The following is a 13,317-nucleotide window of genomic DNA, read 5'->3' on the forward strand; positions in this document are numbered from 1 at the left end:
TCTATATAGCTTTCTCTCCATTCACATCCATTTTCGCCTTATATTCCACGCAAAGCATGGTAATATCATCAAACTGGGGTGCCTCACCAACAAAAGCATCAATATCCAGCTTTACTTCATGCAAAATCTCCGATGGCGCTCTGTCTTTTACCCGGTTCAGGACACGCTCCAGACGCTCCATTCCATAAAGCTGGTTTTCCCCATTCGTTGCCTCTGTCACACCATCTGTGTACTGGAAGACCTTATCTCCCACATCCAGAGTCATACTGCCAGCCCGGTAATTCATATCCTCAAATCCTGCAAGAACAAAAGCCGGATTGATCTTATAGGCTTCAAAGCTGCTGCCAGCCTTACAGATAAATGGCATTTCATGACCTGCATTTACAAAACAGAATTCTCCCGTCACAAGATCCAGCACACCTTCAAAAGCAGTTATAAACAAGCCTTCACTATTCGCCTCACAAAGGAGATTATTCACCATAGAAAAGACTTCTCCCAAATCTCTTCCAGGTGTGGTATGGTCCTTAATAAGCGTTTTTCCAATAACCATAAACAGCGCCGCCGGAACCCCTTTTCCAGAAACATCTGCCATAACAATTGCCAGATGGGTTTCATCCACCATGAAGAAATCATAAAAGTCACCACCCACTTCTTTTGCAGGCGTCATAGTAGCATAAATATCAAATTCTTTTCGCTCTGGGAAAGCCGGGAAAATACAGGGGAGCATGGATGCCTGAATATTTCTGGCAATATCCAGCTCTGTACCAATTCTCTCTTTCTCAGCAGTCACTTTTGACAGATTGGCAATATAATTTTCAAGCTCTTCCATCATAAAGTTAAAGGAATCACTCAGCGCTTCGATTTCATCGCCTGTTTTCATAGTGATCCTCTGATTTTCAAACTTGCCGCTCTCTGTGATCTCCTGGGTAAAATCAGCCAGTCTGCCGATCGGCTTGGTGACTGTCCTTCGTACAAAGACAATATAAACAGCCATGGTCAGACCAATAATCAGAAAAGAAATAAGCAGCATCTTGATAAGGAATGTATTCAGATAATTTCTCACATCCTTCATATCCAGAATATACTGGATTTCAGCAACTGCCTGTCCATTCTCATCCAGAATTACAGAAATACCCGTATAATTATATCCATAACTGTTGTACGTCACCAGGGGACGGTCCACCCCTTTGTTCTGCTGATACTGATTCCATATAGTAATATATTTTTTCAGATCAGAAGGGTCATCCGGGTTGGCAACATCCGTGTACAGAATATCACTTCCGTAAGCAATCTGATTCGCAGGATCATCTCCCATTTCTTCCACCATGGCATCTATATAGAAATGGACACTGTCCTCATCCGGTACAACCAGGGACAGATAGGTAACGCCGCCATCTTTTTTCAATTTGTTAAACAGATCAACCATTTCCGAATATTCTTCTGTCTTATCCCCGCCCTCAGCCATGATTTTCTTTACATCTGAAACCGGGAGCATATCTGCAATACTATTGCTGTTGGTCATTACCCTCTGGGCGTACAGATCTTCCAGCGAAGTTTTGGAACTATTATAGCTGAAAAGCGAGATCACAATCGTCAGAATGACGCCCATCACCCCAAGGGAAAGAATAAATTTAGGAAGAAGCCTGATTTTCATTTGTATTTCCTTTCTTAAAATAAACTTCTGCATCACATTTGCAGCGCCCTTTACAATACGGGCAAAAAAGATCTTCTTTATCATACCATATCTTTTTCGCAGAAGAAAGATGGATAAATCTGCATTTTTGAAGAGTTTTCGCAAGGGGGACCCTGCCTCCTGCATTCCAGCAGATAATGAATACTTCCCCAATTCCTTTTTCCGAAAATTGATTCATGACATACTGTACCATATGAACTGCCAGTCCCTGCCCCCGAAACGCTTCTTTTACACCTACGGATTGTATTTTCCCAACAGGCTGTAATTTCTCTGCAGGCAGCATTTTCCCCGCAGACTGCATCTTCCCCACAGGTTGTATTTTCCCTGCAGACTGCATTTTCTCCACATGTTCCAACGTCTGCCCGCATGCCTGCCTGATCTTTTCTATGGAAATTCTGGAATCCTCCGCAATCTGTCCTGCATTGGTGATATAATAATAAATGTATCCTGCAAGTTCGCCCTCTGCAGTCTTCAGCAGCAGAAACCATCTCTCTTTGCTCCCAATGGTCTGCGCAAGCTCCTCTTTCTGATACAGATTTTTTCCTACACACCGGTCACAAAGCAGCAACACTTCTTCTATATCTTCTTTTTCCAATGGACATAGATAAAATTCTTTGCCGGATTTTTTAATCATCTGTATCATCCCCCACTTTTTCACAGGATAAGATCTGCATTCCCATCATAATCTCCGAATCCTCACTCAGGCTCAGCTGACGGAATTTTTCATAATTCTTCTTCAGCCATTTCTGCCAGGCCTGATACTTTTTATTATCTGGTTCTTCCGTCAGCAGGATTTCCACATCCTCGGGCAAATAGGAAAAAAAAGTCTGAAAAATTGCCTCTTTCCGTTCTGCCTCTCCTTTTTTTGCCAAAATCCCATCACACCAGACCCTGATGCGACTGTATCCGCAATCCGTCAGCCAGCCAGGAACCTTCGCTCCAGTGCCTCGTCTCCCTGCATATTTATCCTTGTTTAAAATATCCAGGAACTGTCCAAGCAGATCTTTTTCATCCGGAACCAGCCTGGATGCACTATCATTGCTTTCCGTAATGAAAATAACTCCGTCCTTTTTCAGAAATTTTCCTAATGTGCCAAGCAATTTCTCCCCGTCGTGTAAATGCATTAATACAAACGAAAGACAGATCAGATCAAATTTCTTTCCGCCCGAACACTCCGCCAGCTTCTGAAGTTCTTCTGGAAATGACTCTTCTTCCACATCCATCTGATAAAAGGAAAATTTGGAATCCCTATACTGTCCACGGGCTTTTTCCACCAGATCCTGGTTATATTCCAGACCAATCAACCTGGAAATCCTGTCATCCGCGAAACGGTGAAAGGTTCTGGTTCCATCGTTGCAGCCAATATCCAGAACAGAAAGTTCTGATTTTCCTCTAAAAAAATGCTCTAATGCAGGTTTTTCCACCTGAGACAGCAGATGATCCTGTATCTGCAGTCGTTCCCGTTCCTTTTTTTCCTGAAATACCAGCTGATTTTGCACGATCTGTCTCCTTTATTTTCTTTTTTAACCAGTACTCTATCCAGCCAGCAACTGTACTGTCAGCACTGATCGTATAGAGTTGCTGGCTGGATAGAGTACTAGAGCCTGTTTGAAAGGCTTTTTCAAACACGCTCTAGTCTGGATTCTTCTTTATCTTCCTACATATCCTGTACTTTGATCATTCTTTATCATTTCTTATGGAAAACGATCGCACGGTCATAGACGATCTCATAATAGGATGCACCTGTTCCGGTTTTATCAAGGTAAGAACGGAACGCCAGAAGCAGGGTACTGCCGTTGTCAACACCGTAATATTTTCCCTTTTCGTTGCCTGTTGAATATTCAACAAGAGCAGTATAATTATCCATCTGTGTGCGGGCCATGTTATAAACATAGTACATGTCTGCATCCTCACAGTCTGCATCCAGATACTCTGCTGCACTTCCTGTAAACAGGGAATCATATACACTGCATACGCCATTGAGCATTGGTCTGGAATAGAGTACAGCATTGGAATACTGGCCCTTGCCTGTGGCAGTATGATTAACACCGTATACTACAATGAAATCCTCGTCAGAGTTTAATGTGAAATCCCGTGTCATCAGATATGCTGCGTCACGGTTGTCTCCCTGTGCATTTGTATCATTGAAATAGCCGGTCAGACCTTCTGGAACGGCAATGTCTGTTTTCAGCTCTTCGTAATCATACTCATCTTTGTATTTATTAATAATAGCCTGGCGGATCGTATCAAGGTGGCCCTGGGCATCCTCTAAAACAGCGGATTCATGTTCTCCAGTACCTCTTGCAATTACTACCGGGTTTTCATACGGAGCAGACTCGATCTCTGTCTCTGGTGTCAGACGGTAAACTGTTGAATTTTCCGCAAGCGTGCTGATGTAATTCTGATAAGCGTCTTCATCTGTCGGCTGTGAGATACGTCCAAGGAAGCAGAATGTGTCATCGCCTTTTTCTAATCCCATGCGATAAGTATCTGCCGGAATGGTCATCACATTGATCACACTGTCATCATAGCCTGCAGCATTAAGCTGCTCTGTCACCTTGTCTGTTACTGTCTGGTTGGCGCTGATGACAATGACTGCAGAGCTGTCATACTCGCTGTCTCCATCATGCTTGATATTCATCATATTTAATGGATCTCCAATGGAACCGAAGATAGGATGATACTTTCCTGTGGTTTCATCACCCGCACTGAAATATCCCGATTCATTTGTATAATCCTTGCCTTCCTTTTCTTCCGTAAACATAATGTAGTTGATGAAAGAATAATATTTGCATTCTGGCGGAAGGTTCGTCAATAATACAATCGCCTCATCCTGGCACAATTTATACTGCCATCCTCCTGGTGGGAAGATGGGATCTGCAACTTCCTGAGTCGGACCATCTGGCATATCAAAAACCGTATAAGCTGATCCGGCATTGTTACCGAAACAACTCATCAGGTTTCCAGCAGATGCTTCTTTTACTGTGTCGATCTCGTAAAAGGTTCCCTCTGTAACTGTAAATCCGGAATCTTCAAACAATCCCTGAAGGGCAGCGGCATCCTGGGATGCGGTATCATCTGCTGCATAAGCCACTGATGAAAATAAAGCTGTAACAGCTGCAACAGTGACAGTTCCAAGGGTAAGCTTGCGTAATATGTTATTTGATTTCATAGGCAATCCTCCTCAAAATATGTTTTCCCCAAATTACTATCTATCTGTTTTATACAGCAAAATCAGTGGATTTTCCTTTTTACGACACGAATCGCAGGCTTAGGGTATGAAACGCAAATTGCATTTTTCACCCACTATTACGAAGTTTCCCATCTGTTGTTATTTAAATAACAGTTTTTTTGCGTTCTCTTCTGTTACCGCGATTACTTCTTCTTCTGTAATTCCTTTGATCTGCGCCAGCTCTTTTGCTACATAGGGCAGATTCAAAGAGGAGTTTCTCTTCCCTCTGTTTGGCTCCGGAGACATATATGGGCAATCCGTTTCCAGAACGATCTGGGACAACGGAGCCATAGCAGCAACTTCTTTCAGTTTTCTGGCATTTTTGAAGGTCAGCACACCTCCGATTCCAAGATAAAGTCCCATTTTCAGATACTCTGCAGCAATCTCCTTACTATAAGAAAAACAGTGAATGATTCCACCAGACATATCTTTTTTCATATAGTCCTTTACGATCTCCAGGGTATCTTCTGCCGCATCACGGCTGTGGATCATAAAGGGCAGCTTCTCTTCTCTGGCAATCTCCATCTGGGCACGAAACATTTCCTGCTGCCGTTTATGCTCTGCCTCTTCCTTGTGCCAGTAATAATCCAGTCCGATTTCTCCAATGGCAACCATTTTCTCCATATGGGAAAGCCGCCGGATCTCATCCAGTGTATCCTGTGTCATAATCCCCGCATCATCAGGATGAACCCCAACTGCGCCATATACAAAGGGATATGCCTCCATCAGTTCCAGCGTCCCGCCAAATCCACCAGCAGACGCGCATACATTTACAATACAGCCCACTCCTCCATCCTGCATGGCGGAAAGGAGCTGATCCCGGTCCTCATCAAAAGCTTCATCATCATAATGTGCATGTGTGTCAAATATCATTTTTCTGCCTCTCTATATAAGTTAATTTTTCAAATTTTCTTTAATCTAGTTTTACCTTGCGCAATTTCCAGTTTCTCCGGTCATGATCTCAATGCCGTGTCCCAAAGCTCCGATTATATATTCCAGACTCTCTTTCACTGCCTTCGGGCTTCCTGGCAGATTAATGATCAGCGTCTTTTTCCGGATGCCAGCTGTAGCACGGCTGAGCATGGCACGGTTGGTGATGGTCATGCTGTAAGCCCGGATGGCTTCCGGAATTCCCGGCACTTTGCGTTCTGTAATATCTTCGGTTGCTTCCGGCATAACATCTCTTGGGGAAAAACCAGTTCCACCTGTAGTCAGAATCAATTCTGCCTGGTTTCCATCTGCGATTTCTGCCATTCTCTTCGAAAGCATGGAACGGTCATCTGGAAGAATATCCATAGAAACCACCTGGTAACCTTCTCTTTCTACGATTTCCCTGATAGCCGGACCACTTAAGTCTTCCCGCTTTCCCTGATATCCCATATCACTGGATGTGATTATTGCAACTCGTTTCATTTTTCCTCCTGTAGGTATTATCACACTTATTAATCATACTTATCATTAAGTACTCACATTACTATCCATTAAACAGGACAGTCAATACTATCACTAGCCTGTATTCATCTGGATCTAATCTATTAACTTTTCTCAAATAGAAAGTCCCCACTTTTACCGCCAGTCTTCTCCACCAGATGAATATCGGTCATCACCATATGCTTGTCAATAGCCTTGCACATGTCGTAAATGGTAAGAAGTGTCACCTGCACTCCGGTAAGGGCTTCCATCTCCACACCAGTCTTTCCATCTGTTTTCACAGTGCAGAACGTCCGGATGATTCCTTTCTCTTTTTCCAGTTCAAAATCAATGGTGCATTTCGTAACTGGCAGCGGATGGCACATGGGTATCAGGTCAGAAGTATGTTTCACAGACATAATTCCGGCGACCCTTGCGACTCCAAGTACATCCCCTTTTGCAACCGTTCCTTCTGTAAGACGTTCCATGATCCCGGCTCCTACCTGGATGGAGCCTGTGGCAATAGCAGTTCTATGGGTAATCGGTTTATCTGAAACATCAACCATAACCGCATTCCCATTTTCATCAAAATGATTCAGTTTATTTTCCATAATTCACTTTCAACAATCTTTCATTTTATACAGCAGACAGATATTTATAGATAGTATAATACCAGGGACAAAAACTTCTTTCTGCCCCTGGCACTATGATTCTAAACGGACATGTCTGCTTACGCAGACATCGCCATAAATGAAAGTCTACATTATATATTCTACAATCAGTCTCTAGCAGATCTCAGATCCAGCCGGCATATTTTTCTCCGGGCTGACAACGCATACGTTTCCGTCTGCATCCTCTGCGCAAAGGATCATTCCCTCACTGAGGATTCCGGCAAGCTTGGCAGGTTTCAGATTGGTTACTACCATAACCTTCTTGCCAACCATTTCCTCTGGTGTATAGTAAGCCTTGATTCCGGATACGATCTGACGTACCTGGCTTCCGATCTTCACCTGGGAGCAAAGAAGTTTCTTGGATTTCTTTACTGCCTCGCAGGCAATAACCTCACCAACCTGGAACTGGAGCTTCGCAAAATCATCAAAAGTAATCTCCGGTTTCGCTTCGATATCCACAACCTTATCCTCTGGCTTCTCTTCCTTTGGCTCTTCTTTCGGAGGATGAAGCTCATTCACTTTTTCCATAACCTCTTTGATGTCCATACGGGCAAAAAGAATCTCCGGTTTGTCTGTTACTTTATTTCCGGATGGATACAGACCAAATGTCTTCAGATCCTCAAGAGTTCTCTCGGAAGCATTTAACTGGGCAAAAATTCTCTTGGTTGTGTCCGGCATAAAGGACTCAAGAAGAGTGGTTCCAATGCAGATACCCTCAACCAGATTATAAAGAACAGTTGCAAGACGATCCTGCTTGGACTCATCCTTTGCAAGTGCCCATGGCATTGTCTCATCAATATATTTGTTGCAGCGTTTGAAAATAGTGAATACTTCTGTGATCGCATCGGCTACACGAAGCTTCTCCATCTTGGCATCTACCTTGGCCGGTACGGAAAGAATGAAGTTCTTCAGGTCGTCATCAACCGGCTCTGTTACGCCCTTGTTCTCTACTACGCCGCCAAAATATTTGTTTGACATGGAAATAGTACGGTTTACAAGGTTTCCAAGAGTATTTGCCAGCTCGGAATTCATACGCTCAACCATCAGCTCCCAGGTGATCACACCATCATTGTCAAATGGCATTTCATGAAGTACGAAATAACGGACAGCATCAACACCAAAGAAGTCAACCAGCTCATCAGCGTAAATAACGTTTCCTTTGGATTTACTCATCTTACCATCGCCCTGAAGCAGCCACGGATGACCAAATACCTGCTTCGGAAGAGGCAGATCCAGTGACATCAGGAAAATCGGCCAGTAAATTGTATGGAAACGGATGATATCTTTTCCGATAAGATGAAGGTCTGCAGGCCACATCTTGTTAAACAGCTCAGAATTATCACCATCGCAATCGTAACCGATTCCTGTGATATAGTTGGTCAAAGCGTCCAGCCATACATATACAACGTGTTTCGGATCAAAGTCTACCGGAATTCCCCATTTGAAAGAGGTTCTGGATACACACAGATCCTGAAGTCCCGGAAGAAGAAAGTTATTCATCATCTCGTTCTTACGGGATTCCGGCTGAATAAATTCCGGATGGGTCTTGATATGCTCGATAAGGCGGTCTGCATATTTGCTCATTTTGAAGAAATAAGCCTCTTCTTTTGCAGGCACACATGGGCGTCCACAATCAGGACATTTGCCATCTACAAGCTGTGACTCTGTGAAGAAAGACTCACATGGAGTACAGTACATTCCCTCGTACTCACCCTTGTAGATATCTCCCTTTGCATACATTTTTTTGAAAATCTTCTGAACCTGTTTCTCATGGTCTGCATCTGTGGTACGGATGAACTTATCATAGGATGTGTTCATCAGATCCCAGATATTCTTGATCTGGCCGGATACATTGTCAACAAATTCCTTCGGTGTAACGCCGGCTTCCTCTGCTTTCAGCTCGATCTTCTGACCATGTTCGTCAGTTCCTGTCTGGAAAAATACATCATAGCCCTGCTGTCTTTTATAACGTGCGATCGCATCTGCCAGTACAGCCTCATAGGTATTTCCGATATGCGGCTTGCCGGATGTATAGGCAATCGCTGTGGTGATATAATATTTTGGTTTGCTCATTGTGTTTCCTCCTTCTTTATAACATCTGTCTGCACAAATATTATTGTTTCGCATGGTTTTGGCTTTCATTACTTTTACAAATAAAAGACTGTACCTTTTGTGTAATAGGGAATTTCACTGAAATTGTTACTGTTCACTCCGTTCACAGCAACACGCTTCGCGATGCACAGAAATCATGCATTCGCATGATTTCGCGCCGCAAGTCTCGGATTTTCTGTGACCTTTGGTCACAAAAAACACCTCGCGGAATGCTACCAGTGAATAGTAACCCGCAATTTTCTTACAATAAAAAGCGCCCTCCCAGGTTCTATTCTGAGAAGACGAGTTATTCCCGTGTTACCACTTCTTTTCATTCCCGCCTCACGGTGTGATAATAATAGACATGCCTGCTGCCGCAGACAGTGTCATAAATGAAAGACAACAGGTCAGCGCCTTTGACACTACTACACTGAAATTTCTCTCATATTATCTTCGGGAACCTTACCGGGTACTTCTATACCCTATCGCTATAACAGGCGATCCTGTCGCAGCCTACCTCTAGTGCCCTTCTGCTTCCTTCAAGGTAACTCACTTCGACTGCGCCCCTCCAAAGCCATCTTCTATCTGCTCCATGCACTCCCCTCTCAGCCTGTGGGACAATTGTAAATAAATGTGCTGACCTATAATCTACAGATTCTAATATCACAGCACCACTGTCTCCTGAGGGATTCTCTGTAATGTGGTACACAGATGTACTCTCTTTTTCTATGGGTTTGAATTATAACGAAGACTTGCAGCTTCGTATTTCATATGTATGAGCGTATCACATTTTGATATTTTTGTAAACCCATTTTGAGGTATTTTTGGTGTTATAGAAATTCCAGATCGTTCTAGGAAAATCGAAAGACATGCTCTGGAGCATGTTGAAAAAAGGAGGGGATACGAATGTTAACGATTGGCGATTTCATTGCAGTTATAAGTCTATGTATGACTGCATTCGGACTCGGTTATACAATCGGAGCTAACAACACAAGAAAGAATCCTGCTTTGCAGGATTCTCCGCCTGCGGCGGGTCGCTCCATGCGACATCTACTGCTCCGCCGCAGTGCGATCCTGCCCGGCAGGGCTTTTTGTGTAATAGGAAATTCCAACGGAATTTCCTATTACACAAAAAAATAACCGCCCCAGCCACCAACTGATACGGTTATTAGACAAAATATATAAACAGGCTAACCGCCTATCGGTAACACCTTTTTACATACATATATTATCACGAAACAAAATATATGTCAACTTACAAAATCAGTTCTACTTTTTTCAAAAGCACCTCCAGATACATTTTTCTTTCTCCACAGTAATCAGATTTCTGACCTTTCCTTCCTCTTAACACTTTCCAAAAGGCGCATCCGGTCTAGATTAAACGTTCTCCCTACATTACATCTGAACTCAGCCAACATATCTTCGAATTTTTCATACTTTACTAATTTTCTGTTGACTTTTCTCGCAAAATATACTTGACAAAATGAGAAAAAAACGCTATATTGATATCAGTAATAATTACTATTATTAAGAGAAAGGAGGAAAACAGATGGCCACACTGAAATATAGTCGCCAGAGAGAATCCATTAAGGAATTCCTTACCGGCCGAACCGACCATCCCACTGCTGATTTCGTATATGAGAATATGAAGCAGATTTATCCGAACATCAGCCTTGGAACCGTGTACCGGAACCTCTCTCTTCTCGCTGACCTAGGTGAGATCCAGAAGCTTTCCAGCTTCGGCGGAGCTGATCGTTTCGATGCCCGCACTACTCCCCACTGTCACTTCATGTGCACCCGCTGCGGCAGAGTGATGGACGTGTTCAGCGAACATATTGATAAGAGTCTTGAGAATATTGCTGCAGATTTTAAGGATGGACAGATTTCCGATTATAAGGCAAGATTTTTCGGGATTTGTAATGAATGTCTGAAAGATGAGTCACACTAAGCTTTAGCAGTAATGAACAGTGAAATATAAGTTGCCGTTCATTGGTATCATATAGCATTTAGTAAGTGAAAAAAAGTTTCAATAAAGCTTGACATTCAGGAAATGATATGTTATTATAAAGCAGTAATGATTACTATTATTGATAACTAAATAAAATTTTTATACAAGAAAAGGAGATTTTAATTATGGCTAAATGGGTATGTAATGTATGTGGTTATGTTTATGAAGGTGATGCAGCTCCGGAAGCATGTCCAATCTGTAAAGCTCCGGCTTCCAAGTTCACCAAACAGGAAGAAGAAATGGCTTGGGCCGCTGAACATGTTGTAGGTGTTGCTCAGGGTGTCAGCGAAGACATTCTTGCAGATTTAAGAGCAAACTTCGAGGGCGAGTGCTCTGAGGTTGGTATGTACCTTGCTATGGCTCGTGTTGCCCACAGAGAGGGTTATCCGGAAGTTGGTCTGTACTATGAGAAAGCAGCTTACGAAGAAGCAGAGCATGCAGCTAAGTTCGCTGAGTTATTAGGTGAAGTTGTTACAGACAGCACTAAGAAGAACCTTGAGATGCGTGTAGCTGCTGAGAACGGCGCTACAGCTGGTAAGACAGATCTTGCTAAACGTGCAAAAGCAGCTAATCTGGACGCTATTCATGACACTGTTCATGAGATGGCTCGCGACGAGGCTAGACACGGAAAAGCATTCGCTGGTCTGCTTAAGAGATATTTCGGCTAATCTGAAAACCGCATAGAATAAGGATTTTTACAAAGAGAGGATAGAGAAATCTGTCCTCTCTTTTTTGCTGCTTTTCTATATAGTGTGCAAATTCATGTGCAAACTCTTCTCTCTTCTACACCACCAAATAGCTTAAATGTGCAAATTCAAAAAAGTGCAAACTGATCTATTCTTTTTTATTTAAATACTTCCATCAACTTTTGACAACTTTCAAGTAAGAATCCTCATCTTTTTATTAAGTTCTTTCATCTTGAAATTTCCTTGCGCTGCTGCTCTTCTCACTTTCAAAAATCAGTTTTAATTCCCACTGAAAATCTATCCAAAAGTATCGTGAACTATTCTGTGTATATTATAGCACTTCATCCATTTATAGTACAAGTATTATTTTGTCACATGATATACTAAGTACATAAAGAGCAAGGGAAACAAAGAAAAAACAAAACACAAAGGAGATTAAAACAATGGCAAAAATGGTAATTAAAATGATCAGCGAAACAGAAGCACAGGTAACAAAGGCATTTGCAAAAAACGCAGTAATTTTCGGAACAGAAGAATATAAACTTTGGAGAGAATACCGCAAAGATTTTCCAGATGCAAAAATGGTAACAAAGACTATTAAAAAGAACCCAGAGAAGAAAACTTACAGAAATCTTACTTACAAAAATATGGAACTTTTCATCAGCGTTCAGCCTAAGAAAGAAGATGAAAACGGCAATGTAATTGATTACAGAAAAGAGTTTGAGCGTCAGAAACTCATGTCAAAAGTTCAGTCAAATCCTTATAAAGCTGTTCTTGCTTGGTTTCTTGCAACATTTGAAAATTATAGCACTTACAAAACATTCTTCAAGGAACTGGAAGAAAAAGAAAAAACAGAAAAAGAAGAATTTGTAGCATAAATCAATAATTCCAAAAGAAAACAGAAAGAAGAGGTAAATATCATGGCAAACAAAAAAAATACAGCAGTTAAAGGATACAAAATCAATTTCGCAAATAACACAATTACAGTAAACTACACATTCAAAAAGGCATCAGAAGAATATGGAACTGCTGAATATGAAATTCTTAAGAATATTCTTGCAGACTTCCCTACAATGACTATTATTGTTAAGTCTGGCAGAGAAAAAAAGACTGCATCTAAATTCAAAAATCTCACATATGAAAAAATGCGTACCTACATTAATGTTTTAGATAATGCAGATGAAATGAATGCAGTAATGGATACTATTGAAGCACAGTCAAAATCCCAGAAAAGCCCTTATAACTTTGTATATAACTGGTTTATTGCACAGTTTCCTAATTACAACAAAATTCCGACATTAAAAAACGGAAAACTGATCTACGAAGATAAAAGAGCCAAAAAACCAGAAGCCAAAATTATTCCACTTTCAACAGATGTAGCATAAGACAAATAGGATAAAAAGGAGAGTTAGAAATAAACTGTATCCCTTGTCAAGGACATTTTGAATTAGTGTAGTGCCTATTTTTTAGACACCTACACAAAAGTGATATCCCTGATTTTGGACATTCCTTTGTTTGGTTATCCA

The 13,317-nt window shown here is 41.8% G+C and carries 13 protein-coding genes; 5 read left to right on the forward strand and 8 right to left on the reverse strand.

The features are described 5' to 3' along the window. Position 1: 1 nt before the first annotated feature. The 8 genes from ACTQWB_RS12500 to metG all read right to left on the reverse strand — a co-directional run bounded on the left by ACTQWB_RS12500 (position 2) and on the right by metG (position 9,133). Positions 2-1,654: a SpoIIE family protein phosphatase gene (locus ACTQWB_RS12500; RefSeq protein ID WP_441501948.1), complete on the reverse strand. Its 1,653-nt coding sequence runs from the start codon at positions 1,652-1,654 to the stop codon at positions 2-4. Then, entirely contained in the window at positions 1,632-2,327 is a 696-nt protein-coding gene (locus tag ACTQWB_RS12505) for a GNAT family N-acetyltransferase (protein WP_441501949.1), read from the reverse strand. Before ACTQWB_RS12505 ends, ACTQWB_RS12500 begins: the two co-directional genes overlap by 23 nt. Further along, positions 2,320-3,192 carry a class I SAM-dependent methyltransferase gene (locus ACTQWB_RS12510; RefSeq protein WP_441501950.1) on the reverse strand — a complete coding sequence of 291 codons (873 nt, stop codon included), beginning with the start codon at positions 3,190-3,192 and terminating at the stop codon, positions 2,320-2,322. Before ACTQWB_RS12510 ends, ACTQWB_RS12505 begins: the two co-directional genes overlap by 8 nt. 188 nt (positions 3,193-3,380) lie before the next feature. Then, the gene (locus ACTQWB_RS12515) at positions 3,381-4,865 is read right to left on the reverse strand and encodes a hypothetical protein (protein ID WP_441501951.1); all 1,485 of its coding nucleotides are present in this window, start codon (positions 4,863-4,865) and stop codon (positions 3,381-3,383) included. Positions 4,866-5,024: 159 nt separating this feature from the next. Further along, complete coding sequence (locus ACTQWB_RS12520) at positions 5,025-5,798, reverse strand: TatD family hydrolase (RefSeq protein WP_441501952.1); 774 nt, start codon at positions 5,796-5,798, stop codon at positions 5,025-5,027. A gap of 51 nt (positions 5,799-5,849) precedes the next feature. Next, complete coding sequence (locus ACTQWB_RS12525; protein WP_441501953.1) at positions 5,850-6,338, reverse strand: MogA/MoaB family molybdenum cofactor biosynthesis protein; 489 nt, start codon at positions 6,336-6,338, stop codon at positions 5,850-5,852. 122 nt (positions 6,339-6,460) lie between these two features. Beyond that, positions 6,461-6,946: a cyclic pyranopterin monophosphate synthase MoaC gene (gene moaC / locus ACTQWB_RS12530; RefSeq protein ID WP_441501954.1), complete on the reverse strand. Its 486-nt coding sequence runs from the start codon at positions 6,944-6,946 to the stop codon at positions 6,461-6,463. 174 nt (positions 6,947-7,120) lie between these two features. Continuing rightward, the gene (gene metG / locus ACTQWB_RS12535; RefSeq protein ID WP_441501955.1) at positions 7,121-9,133 is read right to left on the reverse strand and encodes a methionine--tRNA ligase; all 2,013 of its coding nucleotides are present in this window, start codon (positions 9,131-9,133) and stop codon (positions 7,121-7,123) included. A gap of 870 nt (positions 9,134-10,003) precedes the next feature. Between metG and ACTQWB_RS12540 the strand changes: the two genes are divergently transcribed. From ACTQWB_RS12540 to ACTQWB_RS12560, 5 genes are all read left to right on the forward strand, one after another. Next, positions 10,004-10,237: a hypothetical protein gene (locus ACTQWB_RS12540; RefSeq protein ID WP_441501956.1), complete on the forward strand. Its 234-nt coding sequence runs from the start codon at positions 10,004-10,006 to the stop codon at positions 10,235-10,237. A gap of 409 nt (positions 10,238-10,646) precedes the next feature. Further along, the gene (locus ACTQWB_RS12545) at positions 10,647-11,045 is read left to right on the forward strand and encodes a Fur family transcriptional regulator (protein WP_441501957.1); all 399 of its coding nucleotides are present in this window, start codon (positions 10,647-10,649) and stop codon (positions 11,043-11,045) included. Positions 11,046-11,230: 185 nt separating this feature from the next. Continuing rightward, the gene (locus ACTQWB_RS12550; protein WP_441501958.1) at positions 11,231-11,773 is read left to right on the forward strand and encodes an NADH peroxidase; all 543 of its coding nucleotides are present in this window, start codon (positions 11,231-11,233) and stop codon (positions 11,771-11,773) included. A gap of 461 nt (positions 11,774-12,234) precedes the next feature. After that, a complete protein-coding gene (locus ACTQWB_RS12555) occupies positions 12,235-12,669 on the forward strand; it encodes a hypothetical protein (RefSeq protein ID WP_441501959.1) in 435 nt (144 codons plus the stop codon). A 42-nt stretch (positions 12,670-12,711) separates the two neighbouring features. Continuing rightward, positions 12,712-13,176 (forward strand): hypothetical protein, encoded by a 465-nt coding sequence (locus tag ACTQWB_RS12560; RefSeq protein ID WP_441501960.1) that lies wholly within the window; start codon positions 12,712-12,714, stop codon positions 13,174-13,176. The last annotated feature ends 141 nt before the right edge of the window (positions 13,177-13,317 follow it).

Origin of the sequence: Blautia sp. HCP3S3_H10_2, from assembly GCF_052122375.1 — a bacterium.
Lineage (GTDB): Bacteria > Bacillota > Clostridia > Lachnospirales > Lachnospiraceae > Blautia_A.